The sequence below is a fragment of the Belliella buryatensis genome, from assembly GCF_900188245.1.
In the GTDB taxonomy this organism is placed as follows: Bacteria; Bacteroidota; Bacteroidia; order Cytophagales; family Cyclobacteriaceae; genus Belliella; species Belliella buryatensis.
The window spans coordinates 1-24609 of record NZ_FZOK01000014.1 but is presented as its reverse complement, the minus strand read 5'-3'; the positions used below and the strand labels follow the sequence as shown (position 1 = coordinate 24609).

General features: G+C 38.7%; 23 protein-coding genes. 5 read left to right on the top strand and 18 right to left on the bottom strand.

Going from position 1 to position 24609, the window contains the following annotated elements:
• The 11 genes from CHB66_RS14030 to CHB66_RS13980 form a co-directional block, all read right to left on the bottom strand.
• Complete coding sequence (locus CHB66_RS14030; RefSeq protein WP_089242031.1) at positions 1-2268, bottom strand: NADP-dependent malic enzyme; 2268 nt, start codon at positions 2266-2268, stop codon at positions 1-3.
• A 22-nt stretch (positions 2269-2290) separates the two neighbouring features.
• Complete coding sequence (locus CHB66_RS14025) at positions 2291-3397, bottom strand: DUF4837 family protein (RefSeq protein WP_089242029.1); 1107 nt, start codon at positions 3395-3397, stop codon at positions 2291-2293.
• Between the two features lie 68 nt (positions 3398-3465).
• A complete protein-coding gene (locus CHB66_RS14020; protein ID WP_089242027.1) occupies positions 3466-4881 on the bottom strand; it encodes a lytic transglycosylase domain-containing protein in 1416 nt (471 codons plus the stop codon).
• A 14-nt stretch (positions 4882-4895) separates the two neighbouring features.
• On the bottom strand, positions 4896-6326 hold the full coding sequence (gene gatA / locus CHB66_RS14015) for an Asp-tRNA(Asn)/Glu-tRNA(Gln) amidotransferase subunit GatA (protein WP_089242025.1): 1431 nt from the start codon (positions 6324-6326) through the stop codon (positions 4896-4898).
• Positions 6327-6338: 12 nt separating this feature from the next.
• Positions 6339-6545 (bottom strand): twin-arginine translocase TatA/TatE family subunit, encoded by a 207-nt coding sequence (gene tatA / locus CHB66_RS14010; protein WP_076500605.1) that lies wholly within the window; start codon positions 6543-6545, stop codon positions 6339-6341.
• A gap of 114 nt (positions 6546-6659) precedes the next feature.
• On the bottom strand, positions 6660-7907 hold the full coding sequence (locus tag CHB66_RS14005; RefSeq protein ID WP_089242023.1) for a murein hydrolase activator EnvC family protein: 1248 nt from the start codon (positions 7905-7907) through the stop codon (positions 6660-6662).
• 3 nt (positions 7908-7910) lie between these two features.
• Positions 7911-8648 carry a DUF4292 domain-containing protein gene (locus CHB66_RS14000; RefSeq protein WP_089242021.1) on the bottom strand — a complete coding sequence of 246 codons (738 nt, stop codon included), beginning with the start codon at positions 8646-8648 and terminating at the stop codon, positions 7911-7913.
• Positions 8641-10476, bottom strand: a complete 1836-nt coding sequence (locus tag CHB66_RS13995) for a tetratricopeptide repeat protein (RefSeq protein ID WP_089242019.1) — start codon at positions 10474-10476, stop codon at positions 8641-8643. Before CHB66_RS13995 ends, CHB66_RS14000 begins: the two co-directional genes overlap by 8 nt.
• Before the next feature lie 46 nt (positions 10477-10522).
• Entirely contained in the window at positions 10523-10957 is a 435-nt protein-coding gene (dut, locus tag CHB66_RS13990; RefSeq protein WP_089242017.1) for a dUTP diphosphatase, read from the bottom strand.
• A 64-nt stretch (positions 10958-11021) separates the two neighbouring features.
• Positions 11022-12533 (bottom strand): lipopolysaccharide biosynthesis protein, encoded by a 1512-nt coding sequence (locus CHB66_RS13985; RefSeq protein ID WP_089242015.1) that lies wholly within the window; start codon positions 12531-12533, stop codon positions 11022-11024.
• Positions 12534-12556: 23 nt separating this feature from the next.
• Positions 12557-13342, bottom strand: coding sequence for an enoyl-CoA hydratase/isomerase family protein (locus CHB66_RS13980; RefSeq protein ID WP_089242013.1), 786 nt, complete (start codon positions 13340-13342; stop codon positions 12557-12559).
• Positions 13343-13569: 227 nt separating this feature from the next.
• Between CHB66_RS13980 and CHB66_RS13975 the strand changes: the two genes are divergently transcribed.
• The 4 genes from CHB66_RS13975 (at position 13570) to CHB66_RS13960 (ending at position 17827) form a co-directional block, all read left to right on the top strand.
• Positions 13570-15024, top strand: a complete 1455-nt coding sequence (locus CHB66_RS13975) for an NADP-dependent isocitrate dehydrogenase (RefSeq protein ID WP_089242011.1) — start codon at positions 13570-13572, stop codon at positions 15022-15024.
• Positions 15025-15184: 160 nt separating this feature from the next.
• Positions 15185-15913 (top strand): DUF3784 domain-containing protein, encoded by a 729-nt coding sequence (locus CHB66_RS13970; protein ID WP_089242132.1) that lies wholly within the window; start codon positions 15185-15187, stop codon positions 15911-15913.
• Between the two features lie 105 nt (positions 15914-16018).
• Positions 16019-16579, top strand: coding sequence for a PH domain-containing protein (locus CHB66_RS13965; RefSeq protein WP_089242009.1), 561 nt, complete (start codon positions 16019-16021; stop codon positions 16577-16579).
• Positions 16580-16648: 69 nt separating this feature from the next.
• The gene (locus CHB66_RS13960; RefSeq protein WP_089242007.1) at positions 16649-17827 is read left to right on the top strand and encodes a DUF4221 family protein; all 1179 of its coding nucleotides are present in this window, start codon (positions 16649-16651) and stop codon (positions 17825-17827) included.
• A gap of 272 nt (positions 17828-18099) precedes the next feature.
• On the opposite strand, the gene typA is transcribed toward CHB66_RS13960, so the two are convergent.
• The 7 genes from typA to CHB66_RS13920 all read right to left on the bottom strand — a co-directional run bounded on the left by typA (position 18100) and on the right by CHB66_RS13920 (position 23367).
• On the bottom strand, positions 18100-19905 hold the full coding sequence (gene typA, locus CHB66_RS13955; protein WP_089242005.1) for a translational GTPase TypA: 1806 nt from the start codon (positions 19903-19905) through the stop codon (positions 18100-18102).
• A 389-nt stretch (positions 19906-20294) separates the two neighbouring features.
• Positions 20295-20984, bottom strand: a complete 690-nt coding sequence (locus CHB66_RS13945) for a hypothetical protein (RefSeq protein ID WP_089242001.1) — start codon at positions 20982-20984, stop codon at positions 20295-20297.
• Positions 20981-21655, bottom strand: coding sequence for a hypothetical protein (locus CHB66_RS13940; RefSeq protein WP_089241999.1), 675 nt, complete (start codon positions 21653-21655; stop codon positions 20981-20983). The genes CHB66_RS13945 and CHB66_RS13940 overlap by 4 nt, the downstream gene beginning before the upstream one ends.
• Complete coding sequence (locus CHB66_RS13935) at positions 21652-22338, bottom strand: hypothetical protein (RefSeq protein ID WP_245812736.1); 687 nt, start codon at positions 22336-22338, stop codon at positions 21652-21654. The genes CHB66_RS13940 and CHB66_RS13935 overlap by 4 nt, the downstream gene beginning before the upstream one ends.
• Positions 22335-22679 carry a DUF5615 family PIN-like protein gene (locus CHB66_RS17310; RefSeq protein ID WP_089241997.1) on the bottom strand — a complete coding sequence of 115 codons (345 nt, stop codon included), beginning with the start codon at positions 22677-22679 and terminating at the stop codon, positions 22335-22337. Before CHB66_RS17310 ends, CHB66_RS13935 begins: the two co-directional genes overlap by 4 nt.
• Positions 22676-22909, bottom strand: a complete 234-nt coding sequence (locus tag CHB66_RS13925) for a DUF433 domain-containing protein (protein ID WP_089241995.1) — start codon at positions 22907-22909, stop codon at positions 22676-22678. The genes CHB66_RS17310 and CHB66_RS13925 overlap by 4 nt, the downstream gene beginning before the upstream one ends.
• Positions 22910-23022: 113 nt before the next feature.
• Positions 23023-23367 carry a PadR family transcriptional regulator gene (locus tag CHB66_RS13920; RefSeq protein WP_009034270.1) on the bottom strand — a complete coding sequence of 115 codons (345 nt, stop codon included), beginning with the start codon at positions 23365-23367 and terminating at the stop codon, positions 23023-23025.
• A 130-nt stretch (positions 23368-23497) separates the two neighbouring features.
• Between CHB66_RS13920 and CHB66_RS13915 the strand changes: the two genes are divergently transcribed.
• Complete coding sequence (locus tag CHB66_RS13915) at positions 23498-24412, top strand: glutaminase (protein ID WP_089241993.1); 915 nt, start codon at positions 23498-23500, stop codon at positions 24410-24412.
• The last annotated feature ends 197 nt before the right edge of the window (positions 24413-24609 follow it).

Below are 24609 nucleotides of genomic sequence, written 5' to 3'. Positions count from 1 at the left end.
TTAGCTTGCAGATTGTGCATCCACCACGGCTATTGCCACCATATTGACAATCTCGCGGATAGAACTTCCAAGCTGTAATATATGAACAGGTTTGTTCATTCCCAAAAGAACTGGACCGATTGCTTCAGCATTCCCTATTTCTGAAAGTAATTTGTAAGCAATATTACCAGAGCTCAAATCAGGGAAAATCAATGTATTCGCTCTCTTTCCGATCAATGCACTGAAAGGATAATTTTCCTTTTGGATTTCTTCATTCAGTGCTACATTGGCTTGCATTTCTCCTTCTATCACTAAATCTGGAAATTTTTGTTTAGCAAGTGCAGTGGCTTTGGCAGTTTTACTTGCTGTTTCACCCTTTGCTGATCCAAAATTAGAGTAAGACAATACAGCGACTCTTGGTTCTATATCAAAGAATTTGACACCATTGGCAGTCAATCCTATGATTTCTACCAATTCTTCAGCACTTGGATTCAAGTTGACCGTAGTATCAGCAAAGAAATAAGGGCCTTTATCTGTGTTCATGATGTACATCCCTGCTACTCTATCGGTACCTGGCTTTACACCAATCACCTGTAGAGATGGAAGGATAGTTTTCGGGTAATCTTTTGTCAAACCAGAGATCAAAGCGTCTGCTTCACCGAGTTCCACCATCATTGCTCCAAAATAGTTTCTATCTCGCATCAATCTAGTAGCCTCTTTAGGTGTGATACCTTTTCTTTGACGCTTCTTGAAAAGAACATCGCCGTAAAGTTGAAGCTTTTCAGGCTGCTTATAAGTATCTATAATCAACACATCGTGCAGATCTAGTTTATTTTCTTCTATTAGGCTATTGATTTTTTCTTCATTTCCCAATAGGATTGGGATAGCTATTTTTTCATCGCGAATAGTTTGTGCTGCTTTCAAGATTTTCACATTGTCTGCTTCAGCAAAAACAACTCGTTTAGGGTCTTTTTTAGCTCTTGAAATCACTCTAGACATCAATCTCTGATCAATGCCAATTCTTTCTTGAAGTTCCAATTCATAGGCTTCCCAGTCTGTGATAGCTGTCTTAGCTACTCCAGATTCCATAGCTGCTCTGGCTACGGCAGGAGAAATAGTGGTAATCAGTCTTGGATCAAATGGCTTAGGAATCAAATACGTCGAGCCAAAAGCCAGTTTGTTGTCACCATAAGCCTTGTTGACTATCTCTGGTACTGGTTCTTTTGCTAATTTGGCAATAGCTTTGGCAGCCGCTAGTTTCATTTCTTCATTAATAGCAGTAGCCCTTACGTCTAAGGCTCCTCTAAATATGTATGGAAATCCTAGCACATTGTTGACTTGGTTTGGATAGTCAGATCTACCTGTTGCCATGATCAAATCCTCTCTTGCGGCCATGGCTACATCATAAGGGATTTCTGGATCAGGATTGGCCAAAGCGAATACAATTGGATTTGGAGCCATCAATTTGATTTGATCACCTGATACAATATTGCCTGCAGAAAGTCCTAAAAACACATCTGCTCCTGTCAATGCTTCTGTAAGCGTTCTGATATCTTGTCTGCTTGTCGCAAATTCACTTTTGATAAGATCTAAATCAGGTCTGTCCATTCGGATAGCACCTTCCTTATCACACATCACGATATTTTCTCTTTTTACCCCAAGGCTCATGTAAAACCTGGTACAGGATACAGCTGATGCTCCTGCTCCATTTACTACAAGTCTGATATCTTCGATGTTTTTTCCTACTATTTCCAAGGCATTTAGTAAAGCTGCTCCAGAGATAATAGCCGTCCCATGTTGATCATCATGCATTACAGGGATTTTCATCTCCTGCTTCAAAGTAGTTTCTATTTCAAAACATTCAGGAGCTTTGATATCCTCTAGGTTTACTCCACCAAAAGTTGGCTCTAGAGACTTGATGATTTGAATTAATTTCTTAGGATCCTTTTCGTCGATTTCAATGTCAAAAACATCAATACCAGCGAATTTTTTGAACAGGACACCCTTTCCCTCCATTACAGGTTTGGAAGCTTCTGGTCCAATATCTCCTAAACCTAATACAGCAGTACCATTTGAAATTACAGCAACAAGGTTACCTTTTGCAGTATATTTATAGACATTCTCTTTGTCTGCCTCGATTTCTTTGCATGGTTCTGCTACACCTGGGGAGTATGCAAGTGCCAAATCTAGTTGACTAGAAAGTGGCTTGGTGGGGATTACTTCGATTTTCCCAGGACTTCCCTGAGTGTGGTAATTTAAAGCGTCTTCTTTTCTGATTTTAATCGCCATAAAGGTTTATTGTTTAGTCAAATCAGCTAGCTTGTTCTTCCTTAGGGAGAATTTCGGTAGCCAATAGAAGTGTTTCTATTTCTCGGATAGCTTCTCGGTGATTTTGGCTCGGGAAATAGACAAACCCTTCCATGTAATAGAGCTTTCCCTTTTCTGTGTCTACCATGACATATGCAAGGAATGAACCGCCCATGGATAAGTTATTAGTTTTCCAGCCCCCTCGAATTTCCACCGCAAAGTTATCATTTATCCTGAAGTTACTAAATACAGGAGATGGATCTACTTTCTCTATTACTAGGTATGAATTGCGATTATTGGGATCTCCATACAGATGTGCCTGTGCTATTTTGTCTCTGAGTTTGATGATCTCCTCCGGGAATACTTGATCCTCAGATGTATAGTCCATTTCGTAAAAAAATAGGCTAATATCTGCTCTATCAGTTCGAGGTGTAGGTTGTCTCAACCATAAAAAATCATTTTCTGCTTTGGCAACTTGATAAGAAGCAGGAACATTTATAGAAAGCCCTAATTTTTCACCAGCCACTCTTGCTGCAGAACTTTTTCTAGCAAGCAAAGCTTTTTCTAACCGATCTCTCTCTCTAACATGAAATAGATTCTGTAATTTATTTTTATTAGCCCGTAGATTCGAAATCAATTCTTGATCATTTTTACCAAATAGGTATATCAATTCTTGACCAACAGCATATTCGTCAGCACTTCTCAACATATAAAGAGAAGGGTCTGCATTTGCTTTTTCTTTGGCCTCTTTGCTGAAAAGGGCATTTATGTTTTGGCTAGCAGAAGATCGGTCATCAAATGTAGTGACGTAGACTATGTTAGTGGCCATTTTCAAAATTCTAGTCATGGCTCTGGGATCGACTCTTCTGACGGTAAACATGCTCTCGTCTCGGATTAGTCCTTTGACATCTGCTTCAAAGATGTCCTTGAGCGCATCACCCACTTGACCTTGCCATTTGGCAGAATCTATTGCGATAATGATCTCACCTATAGCTCCTCTCGCTTTAGGTTTTTTGGAATTTTTATTCTCTTCTGTTTCTTCGCATGCCCAAAATGCCATCGCAAGGAATAGCAAACTTACTAGAGGGAGTAGTCTATTGATTTTTTTCATAATGGATGAAGTCTTAATTGAGTCTTAAATTAACTAATTAATAAGTAATTAAAAAATAAATAGTTGATTTAACCAATGATTAATTTTTGACCCGGTTTGATTTGATTGGAGTTGAGGTTATTCAACTTTTTGATTTGATCAATGGTGACACCATTCAGTTTTTTAGAAATCAGCCATAAAGAATCACCAGGCTGCACTGTGTATACTTTGGATCCACTTCCGTTAGTACTAATCGAGTTTTCTGCCAAGGTTACATTAGTAGGGTTACTTATTGGCTTATTGGAATAGATTTTCAGATTTTGTCCCACTCTGATAGTATTTGAACTCAGATTATTCCAGTTTTTGATGTTAGTCACTGTGGTGCCATGTCTTTGAGCAATACTGCCTAGGACATCACCAGATTTCACTTTATAGGTGATCAAATCTCCTGTTGGTACTGCTGTGGCTTTGATTCCAGATTCAGCAGCTACTGTAGTTCTTAGTTCTACAATACGCTCGTTGGTCAAAGCTACTGCTTCTTTGAATTCAGCTTTGTTTTCGGCTATCAAAGAGGCTTTGGAAGCAGGAACCTTCAGCGCCAGATGTTTGTGCGATGCAGGAATCAGTCTGTTTTGAATGGAAGGGTTTAATTTTTCAAGATCTTCTATACAGATTCCCGACAGAGCTGCCAATTGTTCTAAGTCTAGCTCTTGATTGAATTGAATTTTGCTGTAAGCGATAGGGTAGGTAGGTTCTTCTAGATACAAGTTATGATCCTCCACGTGGCGCATCAAATACATGATGGCCTGAAATTGAGGTACATAGCTTCTGGTTTCTCTTGGTAGATAGTCATAGACTCCCCAAAAAGTCTGCTTTCCTCCTGATCTTCGGATAGCTTTTCTGACGTTTCCTGGTCCGCAATTGTATGCAGCAAGAGCCAGCTCCCAGTTTCCAAACATCTTGTATAAAGATTTTAGGTATTTGGCAGCAGCATCAGTTGCTAATTCTGGATCCATGCGGTCGTCAATATCATAGTTAGCGTGGAGATTATACATTCTTCCAGTGGCTGGCATAAATTGCCATAAGCCCATGGCACCAACTCTAGATTTGGCTCGTGGATTTAGACCTGATTCAATGATAGCTAAGTATTTAATGTCAGATGGCATGTCATGTTTTGCAAGTACTTCGTCAAACATCGGGAAGTAAATTGCTTCTCTTTCAAGTACCATCTTGGTGTAGTCCCTATTTCTAACTGCGAAATAGTTAATAAATGAAAAAATCCTGTCATTCAACTCAAAAGGCATGTCAGTTTCCATTGTCTTGATCTTTCGTGCTACATCGTCATAGGTGAAATCAGGGATGTATTCGAATTGATAATTGGGGGTAATGGTCTCTTCGGTAATGCCTAAGGTATTGATGTCAAAAATTTCCTGACCATAAAGAAAAGTAGAACCAAACAAAACCGATAAAGCGGTCAGAGCGATTGACTTAAGGTTTTTTTTCATGGTCAGAAAATTTATTAGTTAGAATTGGATTTTGTCAAGTAATTAGCAAATGCATAAAGCTCAGCTTCTTTGAAGCTATTGGCCATGATCTGTAACCCAATTGGAAGTCCTGATTCATCCACCCCATTTGGAATAGACAAGGAAGGGACTCCAGATACGGAAGCTTGAACAGTATACAAATCTTCCAAATACATGGCAACAGGATCATCACTATGCTCTCCAAACTTAAACGCTGTAGATGGCGTAGTCGGCATAATGATGTAGTCATATTTGCTCAATAAATCTTCAGTGAACTCCTTGATCAACCTTCTGACTTTTTGAGCTTTCGTAAAATAGGCGTCATAATAACTGGCACTGAGTACAAATGTGCCTAGCATAATTCTTCTCTTTACTTCTTCTCCAAAGCCTTCAGAACGGGTCATCTTGTACATGCTTTCAAGATTGTGAGCGTTTGGCGTTCTGTAACCATACTTTACCCCATCAAATCTTGAAAGGTTAGAACTGGCTTCGGCTGTTGTCAGGATATAATATGTTGGTAGGATATATTTCAACAATGGGAAATTCACTTCATCAACCTGATGACCTTCTTGCTTTAATTTGTCTAGTATGGCAAGTGTGTTGGTCTTGATTTCTGGCTGAAGGGCAGGAGATTCGATGGTTTCTTTGAGGTAGGCTATCTTAACCCTTTTCTCAAAATGCAATAGTTCACTGAAGGCAGGGACTGGTTTTCTAGAAGCTGTACTATCAAAGTCATCTGGTCCAGCCATAATTTGCATCACGAGCGCATTGTCTGGAACGTTTCTAGAAAATACCCCTATCGTATCAAAGGAAGAGGCATAGGCAATCAATCCCCATCTTGAAACTCTAGAGTAAGTAGGCTTGATACCAACCAAACCTGTAAATGCTGCCGGTTGACGTACTGATCCACCCGTATCTGTTCCTAAAGAAACGGTACATAGGTTTGCTTGAACGGCTACTGCCGATCCCCCAGAAGATCCTCCTGGCACACGTGATTCATCTGCTGCGTTGAGTGTCTTTCCGTGAATAGAGTTTTCATTGGAGCTTCCCATACCAAACTCGTCACAATTGAGTCTTCCGATGATGATGGCATCTTCATCTATTAGTCTTTGGACGGCTGTTGCGGTAAACTGGGATTCGAAGCCTTCTAAAATTTTACTTGAAGCATTGACTTCATGATTTTGATAACAAAGTACATCTTTGATACCGATCACCATACCTGCCAATCGGCCGGCTTTGCCAGAGGCGATCTTCTCGTCGACTAGTGCCGCTTGCTCCAAAGCGGAATCCGTATAAACTTCAACGAAGGCGTTTAAGTGCGCCTTCGTCTGAATGTTTTTGAGATAGTAATTTACAATCGCCTTGCAATCTGTTTCTTTGTTTTCAAGCGATCGTTTGATATCGTCAAATGAAAGGAATTTTTCCAATGTTCAATTGTTTTAGTCTTTTTTCTTTTTGTCATCCTTCAACCCATCTTCTAGGTCGTTTTGGATTTCCTTAGTAGCATCCTTGAACTCTCTTATTCCTCTACCCAATCCTCTTGCTAATTCAGGGATTCTTTTGGCACCGAAGAATAGCACAATCACCAAGATGATAAGGATCATTGATCCTGGGCTCATTCCTCCGATAAAACCTAATGTAGTCATGATCTTATTATTTAGATTTTGAATATGATACAAAGATATAACAGTACCACGCTATCACAAAGGATTAACGGTCTGTTATTCTTCTTTTTTTATAAATATACGAATTATTACTGTCTATCGGCCAGCAAGCCAAGTGGATGGATCTAGAGGCTGTAAGCCTTTCCAAGTTTCGAAGTGTACCTCAGCAACTCCTTCCTTGTTAGTGTAAACTTGCCCTATGACTTGTTTTGCTTTGACCTTGTCTCCACTTTTGACAGATACAACTTTTAGTTTGCTGTACATGGTGTAGTACTCCCCATGTTTGATCAAGATAGTGCCTCCATAGCCAGGGACAGTGGCAACCTTAGTTACTTCTCCGTCAAATACTGCTCGTACCTGAGCATTAGGATTGGTCTGAATGTCCACACCATCATTGTCTTCGACTATGCCCTTGAGAGTGGGGTGTGGGTGTGTTCCAAATCTTTTTGAAATAAATCCAGACTCTACAGGCCAAGGAAGTTTTCCTTTGTTTCCTGCAAATGAATTTGAAAGTGCAGCAGCTTCTGGTGTCAGCGGAATTGAGCTTCCAGAGGCTTTGGTGGCAGTTGAGTTTGCTTTTTTTGCTTCTGCTTCCGCTCTTCTGATCTCTTCCTCAATGGCTCTTTTTATAAGGTTATTAAGATTCTGTTGTTGCTTTTTTGCTTCGGCGATTTTCTTTCTAAGGTCAACTTCCTGCCTTTCAAGGGTGCTTACTATTTTTTGTTGATCTGTCCTAGATCTGGCCAGTTGTCTTCTTTGTTCTTCTTCTTTATTGATGACTTGTTGTTTTTCTTCTTTTTTATCTTCCAGTCTGATTCTTTGCGCAGCTAGATCAGCAGTTACCTTTTCAATTTGTTCTACTTGCTTCTTTCTCGCGTCGGTATATTGCTTGAGATATTTGAGTCGCATGTAGAATTGCTTGAATGTGCTGGAGCTAAAAACAAAAGTAGTCATGGTCAAGCCTTGATTGAGCTTAGAAGAAGTGTAGACCATCTTGGCATATTCTTCTTTTAAATTTTTCAAATCATTTTCAAGTGCTTTGATTCGACCTTCGGTCTCTGTGATTTCTTTGTTGATCAGTGCTACCTCGGAGCTCAAAGTCCTGATATAAGTAACTCTTGTTTCAAGCTGCTTGGATACAGCGCTCAATTGGCCAAGTGAAACTCGCTTAGACTCGGCAGTTTGTTTAAGGATTTTATCAAATTCCAATAAGCGTTTCTCAACAGCTTCTTTTTCCTTTTCTAATTGGGCACGACTCTTTGCTGTCTGAGCAAAATTAACCTCAGTTCGCATGGTTGCAAAACCAACAAGCAGTAAGAAAATAATAAGGCTGGATTTATTCATTGATCAATACTGGAAAGGGAAGCTGATCGGCTCGTCTGATGTTTCGATTCGTGACATTTCGATATGAATAATGGAGCTTTGCATTTCACCATCCAAATTAAAGGAAATTTTCAATAATGCCTTGCTTGGAAATGGTTGACCATTGACATCTTCGAAAAGAGGAAAACTAGCCAGTAATGCTCCTGTGTTGGACAGGGAGTTACTGGTCAGTTCTTCTACTTTACCGATAGTAGTACTCACTCTGGAATGGTATCGAACCCCATCTCTTACTTGTGTCAATTCAAAAGCTCTACCAATTCTAATCAGACGATCTCTATAGCTGAATTCTTCTGGGATATTGGCGTAGATGAGATTTTCGAAAAGTTGTAGAGATAGCTTGAGACCAAATCGGTCTTCAAATTCCAAATAACTCATGTTGATATCCTGACCATTGATTCGATCCTTGATTCGAATTTTATCAGAAGTAATAATTCCTCGGAGCGCTTCTATGCCAAGTCCAGGTGTTACACTAAACCAAATTACACTATCTTTTTTTGCACGGAGATTTAAGGTGCCTCTGGTAGTCTTTCCATTGGGTTCTTCTATGACGATTCTTGCTCTAGCACTCAGGTAGTTGAAGTCAAAATAAGCTGGAGTAAATTCCTGCATGACTTCATCAGAGGTATAAAGGTTAGGTTTTTTGACACAGCCACTCAATAGAATAGTCAATAATAAAACAGCACCTAAAAATTTTCTAGTCATAATATTTCTGATCCTTGATTTTTCTTAAAAGCTGTTCGGTGGTCTCTTCCCCTCCCTCAGCTTTTTTCCAGTAGGCAATGGCTTCATTTCTATTACCTAAATGATACAGGATATCGCCGTAATGCTCTAGCATTACACCGCTTGGGTTATCTTCTTCGTTCAGAGCCATTTCCATGTATTTCTTAGCGCCTTCATAATCTTTCAACTGAAAAAGTACCCAGGCATGGGTATCTAGGTAGGTTGAATTTTTTGGGAACCTTTTGACCAGCTTCTCAGACATACTTTTTGCCTTTTCCAAATCAGTTTTGGAAAGCGATAGGAAATACGCGTAGTTATTCAAGACATGCTCATCATTTGGATTTTCAGCCAATACTTTCTCGTAAGCTTCGAAAGCTTTATCTTTATTACCAATGCTGTGGTATACATCCCCCAATTGGCCATTGACCAAAAGAACCAGTTGTTTATTTTTTCCTTGATTAACTTCAAGTGATTTTAAAAGAGATTCTTCTGCCTCTTCACCTTTTTTAAGGGCGGACTTGGCTGTCCCATCAAAAAACCAAAATTCAGCTCGATCTGGAAATTCATCCACAGCCATGATGGTATACTTTTCTATTTCCTCAAAATCTCCACCCCTTTCAAACATGATGGTAATTATTCCTTGAAAAACTTGCGGATTATCATTTTTGATAGCAATTGCCTTTTTGTAGTACGATAGTGCCTCTGACTTATTTTCATTGAAAAGTCTTCTGTCTCCTACCACAGTCAATACACTAGCATCATTTGGATTATTTTCTAACATGAGTTTTTCCAAATCATCCAATTTTCGTTCTCTCTTTTCGGTTTTCATTTCCTGGAGAATATCAGAAAATGCCTGTGCTTTGACCATTCCGTCTAAATCTGGATTTGCAAATGCGGTCAAGATCAATTCCTCTGATTTCTGCAGGTTACCCAAATCCTTGTATAGTGCATAGCTAGCCATTTGAAGTTCAGGTTGATTAGGATAAGATTCAAGAGATTTATCTATCAAAGCAATAGCTTCATTGGTTTTGCCATTGTTAAAATAAATCTCTACCAATGCCAATACATATTGAGAATTTCCTGGATGTGCTTCTATGAGCTTTTCGCCTTCCTCTATTGCCTTGGCGAGGTTATTTTTTCTAAGATAAATTCTCTGCTTTTGAACAGTTAGCTGCTCTACTATACCAAAGTACTCTTCTGCTTGATCCAATGCTTTCAATGCTTTATCAAACTCACCTGCATTCAAATACAAAGAGGCCAAATCCAAAATATAGTTTTGATTGCCTTCGGAGCTTTCCATTAGGTTTTCGAGGATTTCTGCTGCCTTTAGGGGTTGCCTTTGCTTGGTGAAAACCTCAGCCATCATCAGGTTGTAGTACTTGTTCTCCGGGTCTGCTTCTACGGCTTGCATACCGTATTCTAGTGCACTTTCTACTCTGTTTGCTTTGAGTAGAATTTCTGCAATTTTAAAGTTGATTGCAGGCTGATCGGGAGAAAGATCTCTTGCTTTTTGAAAATAAAAATATGCACGATCATAGTCCTCTAGCATGAGGTACTTCTGACCCTCGATGAAAAGTCTGCTCGTCTGTGTTTCTTGGAATTTTTGCTTACGCTCTTTGCGCGAAAGTTTTTCTTGCGCAAAGAGTTCGGTACTCAAAAATAATCCTGTACAGAATAGTATAAATATAATCGATTTAATTCTCACTGGCTTTTTTTGATAGAATGTGGTCTTGATAGGGGAGAGCCTTTTTTGACTTGATTTTTGTTGATTCAATCTACAAACATAATGCCTTTTAGTAGCTAATGCCATTATGCCAGATTATGTAACGAGAATTAAGGCAAATTGGTGCAAGTGATTACGATTTTCCTGTGCTGCCGTATCCTCCAGTACCTCTCTCTGTGTCTGACAACATATCAGTTTCCTCCCAGCTGATCTGTTCGTGTTTGCTTATCACCATCTGTGCAATCCTTTCCCCATCTTCTATTGTAAATGGTTCATGGGATAAGTTGACCAAAAGGACTTTTACCTCTCCTCTGTAATCCGCATCTACAGTGCCTGGGCTATTGAGAACAGTTAGTCCATACTTGAATGCCAAACCGGAACGGGGACGTATTTGTGCTTCGTACCCTTGGGGTAATTCTACAAATAACCCCGTTCCAATGAGCTTCCGTTCCAAGGAACCTAAAGTAACAGGCTCATCAATATTGGCCCTAAGGTCTAAGCCTGCTGATTGAGGTGTCTGATAAGCGGGTAAAGGATGTTTGGATAGATTGATGACTTTTACTTTCATAATTTTTGTTTGATTCTTGTGGTCATTTGATTGACCACTTTTTCTTACTCATCCAAGAATAGGGTTATCTCCTGTTTTTTATGTAATTAGAAATCTGCTCTTTTTCAAGCAGTAAAATTAAAATAAGAAAAGGAACTGCCATCAAGTTTCTGAAGATAAATTGGAGTACAGCATAATTAGACTCTAAATAAAAGCCTGCATAACTCAAAGCGGTAGCGGCAACGATATAGAGGATAGCTTTTCCTGTTTGATATGGGATAGGGAAGAATTTTTGACCATAGATATAACATGCAGCAGACATGATCAAATAACAAAGTAAGGTGCTCAAAGCTGCTCCCATAAACCCGATTTTTGGCACTAAAATCAAAATGGTAGCAATAGTAATCATAGCTCCCAATAATGTAAAGTAGAAGCTGTATTTGGTATGGTCGGTGAGCTTGAACCATATGCTCAAATTGAAATAAATGCCTAAAAACAAATAACCTAATAATAAGACAGGGACAATATACATGACATCTATATAGGCTTGTTCTACTAAGATGACTTTGCCTATCAAGTCCAAATTGACGGAAACTACGATCATCAGAGCTGAACAAAATATCACAAAAGCATGCATAACCTTGGCGAAAAGTTCAGGGCTGTTTTTATCAGCAGCTTGGTTGAAGAAAAATGGTTCTGCGGCAAATTTGAACGCTTGAATAATCAGACTCATAAAAATAGCCAATCTAAAATTGGCACCAAAAAGCCCGCCTGCTTCCCTAGCTGTCAAGCCAAAGTAGAACCCATCAGGAATGACATATTCAAAGAGCCATCTGGAAAACACCTCGTTGGTCACTCCTGCAAGACCCATGAAAAGCAAGGGGATGGAGTATTTCCACATGGGCTTTAAAAATGATAAGTCTAATTGGAACCTAAATGTGCCTGAAAGATATAGCAGGATAGGAATCATCAGCGCATTTGCTATCAGATTGGATAGCAGAATGTATTCAAAGCCCCAGTCAGGGTGATAATAGCTATTGACTAACTCCTGTAATCCTATCCAGTAATCTCCATTCCAAATATGATAGCTTACAGCGATTAGGAGAATATTGAATCCTACATTGAAAAGGATGTTGGTTAACTTAGAAAGAGCAAATTGAAGTGCTTTGTTCTCAACCCGTAGTTTGGCATATGGTACAGCCAAAATAGCGTCTATGGTTAGAATACCAGCAACCCATTGAAAAAGGTAGGCTTTGCCTTCATAATCTAGCCAAATACTCAACTGCTCTGCCGACATGAAAATAATTGATCCAAGTCCAAAAGAGGTAAGTAGTAATAGAGATTGGACTTGTGCGTAAACTTTCTTTTGGTCCAATCCTTTTCCAGTATAAAAGCGAAAGAAAGTCGTCTCCATTCCATAAGTAAAGAGCACATTGAGGAAGGCAATCAGGGCATAGATGTTCGTAAATGATCCAAGTGCTTCCTTGTCAAGATAGACGATATATAGAGGGAGGAGTAAAAAATTTATCGTCCTTCCCAGAATGCTGCTAATGCCGTAGATAGCCGTTTGCCCGGCAAGTTTTTTCAGTTGACCCATTCTAGAAAAAGAAAAAAGGGGAATTACTCCCCTTTGAAGATTGGTTTTCTCTTTTCGAGGAAAGCTGTAGTTCCTTCTTTGTAGTCACCCGATTTGACACAACGGGCAAAGCTGTTAGCTTCGGTTTGATAGCCATTTTCTTCTCTATTGTAAACAGAATTGACACAGTCTACTATCATGCCGATGGCCAAAGGAGCTTTAGTCATGATTTTTTTCAATATTTCTTCTGCTCTATCTAAGGCATCTGCTTTGGTAGCTAAAACATGATTAACAAGTCCGAGACTTTTGGCTTCTTCTGCCCCGATCATGTCACCAGTCATCATCAGCTCATTGGCTTTGCCACGCCCGACTAGGTAGGTAAGTCTTTGGGTTCCTCCGTAGCCTGGGATGATGCCTAGATTGACCTCAGGTTGACCAAATTTAGCATTGGCAGCAGCCACACGCATGTGACAGGCCATTGCCAATTCACAGCCACCGCCAAGGGCAAAGCCATTGATTACAGCGATGACGGGTTTGTGGCAGTTTTCAATTAAGCTGAAAACATCTTGTCCATTTTCAGCAAATTTCCGAGCATTGAGTTCGTTGAGCTCTGCGATTTCACTGATATCAGCTCCTGCAATAAATGCTTTTTCGCCTGAGCCAGTTATAATTACGCCTTTGATTTCTTTATTGTCTACGACTTCATAAAAAATATTCCTGATTTCTTCCAGGGTGTCAAAGTTGAGGGCGTTAAGTTTAGATTCTCTATTAATTGTGAGATAGAGGATCCCATCTTTTTCTTCAGAAAGAATATTTTTTTGTTCAGCCATGTTTTTTGGTGAATGTTTGGAATCAAATATACAAGTAGCACTTTCAATCCCAAAGTATTTGGCCGGAAAATACGCATATCATTGATCTAGCGTGAGAATCTAGCCCTATGACCGCTCTTCACATATGACAGGTATTATGCTAATTTATAATAGGTTTACCCCCTGATTTCAGCCTTTTTTTGCTATTTTTGTCCCAGTCAGAATATTCAACTAAATATACAACATATATGTCATCAAAAAGAAAAATTACCGTAGCCTATGGAGATGGGATCGGTCCAGAGATCATGAAAGCTACTCTCAGAATACTGGAAGCTGCTGGCGCTCAACTGGAATACGATGTGATCGAAATCGGCGAACAGGTATATTTGAAAGGTATCAGTTCTGGAATGGAACCCAAAGCATTTGATTCTTTGAGAGAGACCAAAGTATTTTTGAAGTCTCCGATCACCACGCCTCAGGGTGGAGGATTCAAAAGTTTGAATGTGACTACCAGAAAATCTTTTGGACTTTTTGCTAATGTAAGACCTTGTAAGGCTTACTCACCATTTGTGAAGACACACTTTCCTAAGACTGATATGGTCATTATCAGAGAAAATGAAGAGGATCTTTATGCTGGTATAGAGCATAGGCAGACAGAAGAAGTATATCAAACTTTGAAATTGATCTCTCAACCAGGCTCAGAGAAGATCATTAGATATGCTTTCGAGTACGCTAAAAAATACAACAGGAAGAAAGTAACCTGTATGACAAAAGACAACATCATGAAATTGAGTGATGGACTTTTTCATAAGATATTTGATCAGATTGCTAAGGAATATCCAGAAATTGAAACTGACCACAAAATCATAGATATTGGGTCTGCTTTGATTGCAGAGAGACCAGAGATTTTTGATGTGATCGTGACCTTGAACTTATATGGAGATATTATCTCTGATATTGCAGCGCAGGTGACTGGTTCCGTTGGTCTAGGAGGTTCTGCTAATGTCGGTGCGGAAGTAGCCATGTTTGAAGCAATACATGGTTCGGCTCCAGATATTGCTGGCATGGATATGGCCAATCCATCAGGTTTATTAAATGGTGCGATTTCTATGTTGGTCCACATTGGACAGCCAGAAGTAGCTGAGAAAGTTGCCAATGCATGGATGAAAACTCTTGAGGATGGAATTCATACTGGTGATATCTACCAAGAAGGAATATCCAAAGAGAAAGCCGGTACTCAGTCCTTCGCTGATGCTGTCATTGCAAGATTAGGTCAAATACCTAGCAATATGGCTCCAGTAAGTTTTGATAAATCTGATAATTCGCCGATCAATATACAGCTGAAGCCTGTGACTAAGGCTAAGAAGGAACTTGTAGGTGTGGATGTTTTCATCGATTGGGATGAAGCAGGACGAAATCCAGATGTGATTGGCGAAGGCCTCAGAAAAGCAGATGCGAATGGACTGAAACTTCACCTGATCACCAATAGAGGAGTGAAAGTATATCCTGATGGTCAGCCGGAAACATTCTGTACAGACCACTGGAGATGTAGATTCAAAACCGCCGATCAAAGCACCATTAGCCATGAAGATGTATTGGAACTACTTCGTCAGATCAAGGAACTTGGTTTTGACTTTATCAAGACAGAACACCTGTATACCTTCGATGGAGAGAGAGGTTATAGCTTGGCTCAAGGAGAGTAAAGTGATTGAAGATTGAAAATTTTCAAGATTAGAAAATTAAAGCCGGGCAGAGATGCTCGGTTTTTTTATTCCAATTTTCTGAAGTTAGAGTTATAGTTTGATGATTTCTAAAAAAAGTGTAGTTTCAATAAATTTGTTAGTTAAAAAAACAGTCTATCTTATGATCATTACTGCCTTAATTTTAATTGCCTTTGGCTTCTTGGTAAAAGCCTTTCCAAATCTAATTGCTGGCTATAATACCATGTCGCAAAGGCAAAAGGAAAATGTAGATATTGAAGGCTTATCTACTTTTATGAGCAACGCTCTTGTGTTGTTGGGGGCTTTGGTGATCGTAGGACATTATGTATTGAAGTGGCTTGAGTTAGCTTCTGTATTGAGTTATTTTGTTCCAGGAATTATTTTGATGGGTGTTGCCTTGATTGTATGGAAGGCTAGAAAGTACGATCACAATAAGGAGAAACTCGTTGATTCTCGATTTAAAGTGGTCTTTACTGTTATAGTTTTAGTTTTTGCTTTTGGAAGTATAGTTTATGGTGTGATTCCTTCGGGCTATGAGTTAAACAATGAGCGATTGAAATTTTCAGGGGCTTATGGATTTGAATTGAAAACTGAAGCAATCGAATCTGTGGAGCTTTTACTGAAAGATCCCGCTATCAAGGCTCGTACAAATGGCTTAGGACTTAGTCAAGTTAAAAAGGGCTTTTTTAATGTGGAAGACATAGGGAAAACGCGCTTGTTGATTCATTCTAGAAGGGGCCCTTTTTTGAAAATAACCACACTTGAAAGAGAAACTATTATTATCAATTTCAAAGAGAAGGAAAAAACAGAGCTGATTTATAAAGCCGTCCAAGCAATGATGGATATTAATAATGGTAACTCTATAAAATAGGAAAAGTAAAATTTAAGAGTACGAGTTTTATTTAGAATGACGGTAGACCCACTATCGATTTACATTTGAGGGTCGGGTATAGATTTTAATCCATTAAAGATACTTATGATGAAGAACGTTACATTTAACTTGAATTTGAAACAACGACTTGTTTTTGCAATTACTTCAGGTGTTGTTTATTCCTTCTCTCTCTTTTTGATTGACTTGATCTTTGGAGGAGAAGTCAAGTCGGCCGAAGAGTTGGTTTTTATGGGGATTTTCTTTGGTGGAGTATTTGGTGTTGGTTTTCCAATTTTGATGGAGTGGATAGGTGCCCCTATGTTCGAGAAGCTAGTAGACTCAATCACACCTTCACTTGAAATAGATGAGAAAATAGAATACGTGCAAGCGGCAAATTTATTTCGTGGTATTGAAGGAGTAGGAGGGCAAGTGTTTTTGACAAATAAAAAGCTCATTTTCAAGGGACATAAATTCAATATTCAAAAAGGCCAAAAGGATTTTCCTTACGAGGATATACTTTCATGTATAGCTAGAAAGACGGGAGGACTTATAGATAATGGAGTGAGACTTCAAACTAAGGGCGGAGAGCAACATGATTTTGTGGTTCATGAAAGGGAGGTATTTTTAGGAATGCTGAGAGAGAAAATTGACAACTCTATGAGTTGAAGAAATAGATAGTTGTTTTTTATTCTTAAAACAGTAACTTAGTTGATTGTATCTCTAATCAACAAGTTCATGAAAAGTCACTTACCGCTATTTGCTTTCGTTTTTGTTATTTTAATTTCTTGTTCAGAAAAAGGAGCTAATTCAGAAAAGCGAGCTTACACGAATGATTTCACCGAGGTTGGACAAGTCAAGCTAGAGATTGACTCTTTGTCTGATTTTAATTTTCCAGAGTTTCAGGTAATCCAAGAAGGAGAAAAGGATCTATTGCTGGTGATGAACAAGGTTAATTTCTCTTTTGATTTTTATGATTTGGCATCTGGTGAAAGATTAAAAAGAACGGCTATTCAGAAAGATGAAAAATATCCAATTCCTGCTTTATATGGATTTTGGTATCACAATGCAGATTCGATTTTTTTGTTTAGGCAGATGTTATTGAACAGTATTACATTGATCAATGGTGAAGGAGAGATTGTGACGCAATACAGTCCGCAAAAAATAGATAGAAGTAGCCCACAAGCCATGATGAAAAGTATGGTCAACCATTATTCTAGGTCAACCAATCCGACTCTTTATGACGACGGTAAATTGTACTTTTCAGATATGACATTAAATGGTTTTTTAAGTTCTTCCGAAGCTATGGAAGAGTTTAGGCCAGCTGTTTTGGTAGATTTGGAAAGTAATGAGGTCCAAGTTTTAGATCATTTTCGAATGCCGGATTATTATAGAGGTAAGACTTGGCCGATGGACATGGGTAATTATTCAAGAATCAAACAAAGTAATCAATGGGTTTATGCTTGGGCTGGTATGGACTCAATTTTAGTTTATGATGAAAATATGGATTTGATTAAATCAGTCAATGCCAAGAGTGAATTTGCCAAGCCTTTAAAATTCACCTCAGGTAGTAATCTGCCCAAAGATATTCAAGTTCAAGAACGTGTTTCTCAAACGACCTATTCCTACATTTTTCATGACCCCTACCGAGAAGTGTATTATCGATTTGTCAATATCGGACGTGACATGGACGAATCTGATTCAGAAGATCAATTTCCTCATTTGAAAAATGATTTCAGTATCATCGTCTTGGATAAGGACTTTAATATTTTGACTGAAAAGCGATTCCCTGGCAAAATCCATTATCCGTATAAGTCCTTCGTTGGTGAAAAAGGGCTTTACCTATCCCGAACCAATCCTTTTTACGAGGGACTCAATGAAGATGAAGTAGTATATGATGTTTTAGAATTTAGATGATTTTATAAATGTATTGCTAAGTGAGGTTTAATAGTGTTGTTTATAAAACAATACTATTGTTGTTTGGTAACGAATAAAATGATAACCATGGTTATTTGATAAGACCTGTCAGGTTTTCAAAACCTGACAGGTCTGGTCTCCTAATAAAATAAAGAATCTTCGAGGTTTTTTGATTCCGATAGCCATAGGAATACATAGGTCAAAAAAAAGACCCCAAAAGTCTTTCAACTTCTGGGGCCATCTTTGTACTTGGTACATTATACTTTTTACACTTATGAATCTTTCTTCGCCATTCTAGCTCTTTCGTTCTCGTCCAAATAGATTTTTCTCATTCGGATAGACTTAGGCGTGATTTCTAGGTATTCATCTTTCTGGATGTATTCCATGGCTTCTTCCAAGGAGAATTTCTTTGGAGGGGCGATTCTGGTGTTGTCGTCAGAACCTGAAGCACGCATGTTGGTCAATTTCTTGCCTTTTTGAACATTGACTACGATATCATTGTCACGGGAGTTTTCGCCGATCACCTGACCTGTATAGAGTTCGTCTCCTGGCTCTATGAAGAAAGTACCTCTGTCTTGTAGCTTGTCAATTGCATAAGCAGTACATGGGCCTGCTTCCATGGAAATCAAAGAGCCATTATTTCTTTCAGGGATATTCCCCTTGAATGGCTCGTAAGCAGAGAATCTATGGTTCATAATTGCTTCACCTTGAGTAGCAGTCAAGACGTTGTTTCTCAAGCCGATTAGTCCTCTTGATGGGATTCTGAACTCAAGGTGTTGAAGATCGCCTTTTGGTTCCATGACAAGGAGTTCACCTTTTCTCTGTGTAGCTAGCTCAATCACTTTTCCAGCAGTAGTCTCAGGAACATCTACTACTAATACCTCAATTGGTTCATTTTTAACACCATCGATCTCTTTGAAGATTACTTGTGGCTGACCTACTTGAAGTTCGTAACCTTCTCTTCTCATGGTCTCAATCAAGACTGACAAGTGAAGGATACCGCGACCATAGACCAAAAATTTATCTTCAGAGTCTGTAGATTCGACTCTCAGAGCCAAGTTTTTCTCCATTTCCTTCATCAATCTATCTCTCAAGTGACGTGAAGTCACAAATTTCCCTTCTTTACCGAAGAAAGGAGAGTTGTTGATGGTGAATAGCATATTCATGGTAGGCTCATCGATGGCGATTCTTGGTAGTGCTTCTGGATTTTCAAGATCAGCTAAGGTGTCCCCGATTTCAAAATCTTCAATTCCAGTCACTGCACAGATATCACCAGCAACTACTTCAGCAACTTTAACTTTGCCAAGTCCTTCAAAAACATGAAGTTCTTTTACTTTAACTTTTTTGAACACACCATCAGCTTTACACAAAGTCAATTGCGCACCTTCTTTGATGGTTCCTCTTTTTACTCTTCCGATAGCAATACGGCCAACGAAGTTGGAGTAATCTAGGGAAGTGATCTGCATTTGAAGTGTTCCCTCATCAATTTTTGGTGCAGGAATGTGATCCAAGATAGCATCTAAAAGTGGAAGGATAGAATCTGTTTGTGTTTTCCAATCAGGACCCATCCAGTTATTTTTTGCAGAACCATAAAGTGTCTGGAATTCCAACTGCTCTTCTGTAGCATCCAAGTTGAACATCAATTCAAAAACAGATTCCTGAACTTCGTCAGGTCTACAGTTTTCTTTATCAACTTTGTTGACTACTACGATAGGAGTCAAGCCAAGCGCTAGGGCTTTGCCCAGAACGAATCTGGTCTGTGGCATTGGGCCTTCAAAAGCATCTACCAATAAGATTACCCCATCTGCCATTTTCAATACTCTTTCTACTTCACCACCAAAGTCTGCGTGACCTGGGGTGTCTATAATATTGATTTTGTGATCTTTATATCTTACGGATACGTTTTTGGATAAGATTGTAATCCCTCTTTCTCTTTCCAAGTCATTGTTATCCAGGATTAAGTCGTCAAACTGTTGGTTTTCACGAAAGATTTTGGAGGCATGGATAATTTTGTCCACGAGGGTGGTCTTACCGTGGTCAACGTGTGCGATAATCGCGATATTCCGAATATTTTGCATTGTAAAATTGAATTAGGGTGCAAATGTAGGAATAAAATTTGGTTTCATCTTGTTGATAGACGAAAGTCCCTAAGATTTAATGATTTGTTCTTTTTCCTCTTTTTGCTTTCCAATTAAATTATCATTTCATTTTTGCTGTTTTAAGAAAAGGTATATCCCTCGTCCCTATGGGACTTTTGGGAGGTGCTGTTTTGAATTCCGATTCCGTGGGTTGAAATCCATTGGTAAGATGTTGGTCCTGCCCGCCCGGATGCCCGGTCGGACGGGTCGCTGGCACAGGGGGTAAGCTACGTAGGGCTGGCTTATGTCTTAACAAAGGGTTTAACCTGTTGAGAGTAGGTGTGAACGACAGGATCTGAGTGTGCTTGGTAGGTGGTCTCAGTATATCATCACTCTCCATAGACCTGAATCAAAGCTTCTGTATCAGCCATACTTCGCTCTAAAACCCTCGGAAGAATGAAAATACTAACAAAAAGCATACAAAGGCATAGTAAAATTACTCCCTTAAAGATCAATGGAAAAATCCCATCGGGAGTTGAATTATTTCGATAAACAAAATTCCAACTTTGTGAGCAGGTGATGATTCCGAAATTGATCACGGCATAGACATTATTCGAAGCCATATAGGATGCATAATGCTTATACCTCTTATGTTTACTCCAATAACGTATCGCAATTACCAAGAATGAAACTAGAACAAAACCAATCAGCATCAATATCCAAGATTTGGAATTCTGAAACCAGCTTGATGTCTGAAATAAAATAGCCAAAATTGAAATTGGGAAAATAATCCTTAGGCTGGTAAACAAGTTTCTTAACTCCTCCCAATAATATCTAGTCATCCTTTTTGATATCATCTTCACATAAGACCCTTCTAATTCCGCAAACCCAAAAACCCCAAAAGAGGCATGGACTTTTCGAAAAGCATCAGGCAGGCTGAGCTGTGGGTTTTCCTCCATTAGTACTTCCACCTTGCAAGCGACGTGATCTAAGATTTCATATTGCACATCCACTTGTGGATAACCTTTGTAGGAGATCAGCTTTTTGAGTTGGTCGATTTGGTCTTTATCTAACTTCATGATTTGATCAGCTTGAAGGTTTTTAGATTGATGGAAGTAAATACTACCCAAGAAAATGCTAAGAGTAGTGTTCCCAAAAAGAGAAAAAGTATTGGAGTGAAATTTTCATAAGGAGTGTTTTGTAGAAACTTAGGGAGTAATTGTGCAAATAAGTTGATCACCCCAAATACTAATCCTTGAGAACCGAAGAACATTGCTGCCATGATGTGTTTAGGTTGATGTTTGCCCGGAGAAATGGATAGCGTGAATCCATATTTTTTTCTGTTGTAATAAATGGCTGAACCTATCAATATTACAAAAAACATCATTGCTGCAACGTAATAAAACTCTTCTCCAGCAAAGTGAAAAATCGGAATTAGAATCAGTGAAGTAAGCATCAAAACACCAATTTTCTTCCAGCTCAAAGTCCAAACCTTATAACTTGATTTCGCTGTATTCATCAATTCTCGCCAAGCAACCTTTTGCAGGTCCTTTTCCATTTGCTTGATGATAGACCATGAAAACTCATAATCTAAGGCATTTTTTTTACGATCAAACTCTTCCTCAGGTGTTTGCTCCAAAGCTGTGATATAATGATCCAAGAGCTCATCATATATTTCTACATAAGCAATCAAACAGCGATCTAGTCGGTCTTTGATGATTTGGATTTCTATGTCAGTGAGGGTTCTCATACCAATGCCGTTTTTGATTTGATTTTCCAGACTTCTAATAAAGAGACGGTATAAAGTGTGAGCAAGACTGTGATAGCGGCTGCTCCTGCAGGTAAAAAGGGTGATAAGTCAATTTGGGAGAAAATTAATTTTGGAACATAAACAAAAAGTTGCGCCATCAAAATAGGGAAATACATTCGCTCAGTGATTGGTAGTGCCAAAGAAGAATTGATCGGAATGCCAATATCTTTAAAGGTTTTCTTGATGGGTCTGAGCTTTTTAATGTTTTGATAGCCAAAGGCCATATTTGCTAAAAGCAAAAGCATCATGGGAGATAACAAAAGGATTCCCAATTCTTTTTCAGTTCTAGCTTGAGTAGCTACGTAAAAAACTAACACCAAAATCCCCACTAGGTACAGCCATCTCGAAGCACAGAAATATTTTCTAATTACCACCCATTGAGTTTGGTGAATATCCTCCTTAGCTTTTTTATTGAATCTAAATTGCAAGGCATGGCAATATCCATATGTGAATTTTTGGTCTAATTCAACAAGTTGTTCATTGAATTCCTCTTCAGAAAACTCCTGCAAATGGCTGATGTAATGGTCATAGATCTCCATAAGAATCTCTGCTGAGGAAATTTCTTTCCGCATAATACTTCTCCTTATTTCCTGTAATTCTATTTCTGTAAGTTGACGCATCATAAAGTTTTAATACTTTCAGGTGTTAGAATTATTATTGAATGTTGATTTAACAATTGTTCAATGAAGTTGAAGTTTTTCCTGAAATAGTCTCTTATTTCTCTTAATCGAATATTTCCTAGTTTCACAAGAATTAATTTGGGGGGCTTTTTTGATATTAAAAATGAATCATAAAAATCAGAATCCTTTGATATTAAGATGCAATTATTTTGGTGGCTATATTCAATTATTTCTCGATCACTTGTAGACGTTCCTTTGGGGAAAGAGCTCACATGAATAACCTCGTGACCTGAGATGTCTTCAGCTAATGAGGGAGGTATATTTGCGTCTAGAAGAAATATCATGCGGCTGATATCTTAAAATCTTTGAGGTTGACAGTTTGAGCTGCGTAGGCCAGACAAGCTAGAATATCTTCCTTTTCCAAATCTTTAAACTCCCTTATTATATCTTCTATAGTATCACCCCCAGCTAAATATTCAAGTATAAAACTAACTGCGTATCTTGTATTCCTGATGGTTGGTTTACCATGTGCTATTTCAGGGTTGATTGTTATTCTTTTTAATAAATTTTCCATGTTTAAGTTTTATGATTGATCAATTTTATAGCTTTCTAATTGTTATTATTTTTAAAGTGCATATAAATCATCTTAACGACTTTTTCTCCTTTGATAACTTCGCGAGAGGTCTCTTAAGCTAATCCCGGCTTCCACTCAGGATCAAGAATTCTTTGGAGATTACCGACGAAGCTTTGTAACTCAGACATCTTGGCACTGACTTCCTTTTGTCCATCCTTGGTGAGGCTGTAGTATTTTCTGACCCTATTATCCACTTGTTGGATTTCTGTAGTCAGCATTCCTTCTGCTTCGAGCTTATGGAGGGCAGGGTAGAGGGCACCTTCGGTGATTTTTATTTCGCCTTCGGTAAGTTCCTTGACTCTTTGGGTTATTTCATAGCCATACATTCTATCATTTTCCTCGAGCAACTTGAGGATGATGGTCTGTAAGCTTCCTTTGATTAAGTTATTGTTTGACATAGCGTTTTTGATGCATCAGTAAGTCAAATATATAAAAAAATTATATACATAAGAAAATTGGGTATAATTTTAATTAGATCATTCTTCTTAAATATTTTGATCTCCATAAAAAATTTCTCACTTTGAAATTATGGATTATCAGCAAATCATAGAAGAAGTATATCAAGAGGTACAAGAAGAGAATTTGCGAGGCAAAGTAGCTACTTATATTCCTGAGTTGGCCAGCGTCAATCCTGATCAATTTGGAATTGCTTTGGTGGATTTGGAGGGCAATGTTTTTGGGGTCGGAGACTATCAGGTGCCTTTTTCTATTCAAAGTATTAGTAAGGTGCATACGCTGACGATGGTCTTTCATGTTTTCAAAAGCAAGCTTTGGGCTAGGGTCAATGTGGAGCCGAGTGGTAATCCATTCAATTCCATTGCTCAGTTGGAGTATGAAAAGGGAATTCCTCGTAATCCATTTATCAATGCAGGTGCTTTGGTCATCACCGATGCGCTTTGTAGCAAGTTTGAAAAACCTACAGCGCAGATTTCTGATTTCATCAATGAACTTGCGGGGAAGACTTGTGTCCGAATCAATCCGGAAGTCAAGCAATCAGAGCAAAATCATGCTGAAAGGAATACCGCATTGGGTTACTTTCTGAAGGCTTATCAAAACTTTGAAAATGATGTGGAGGAGGTGTTGGATGTGTATTTTTCTCACTGTGCGATGGAGATGAGCTGTGTGGATTTGGCGAAGTCCTTTTCTTTTCTCGCCAATGATGGCTATTCGATTTTTGCCAATCGTGAGATTGTGTCAGAAAGCCATGCTCGCCGGATCAATGCCTTGATGTTGACTTGTGGATTTTATGATGAGGCTGGAGAATTTGCCTTCCGAGTAGGCCTTCCTGGAAAAAGTGGTGTAGGTGGAGGTGTAGCCGCAGTGATGCCGCACAAGTTCAGCATCGCAGTCTGGAGTCCCGAACTCAATGAAAAAGGAAACTCGGTCAAAGCTATCAAAGCATTGGAGCTATTGACAGATAAATTGTCTTTTTCTCTTTTTTGAAACAAAGTGGTTACCCCAAAAGTCAATTGTCTAAAAATCAGTCCTTATTTGGTGTTTATTTTGGCAAGTCTTAGTGCTATAGCGGATTGCAGTTTGTCGAGCCACAAAGGTATTATGTTTGAAAAATAGGCATAAGCTAGATTTCATATATTAAAGGAAGAATTTCAACCTTAACCTTTAAATAAGAACGCTTATGC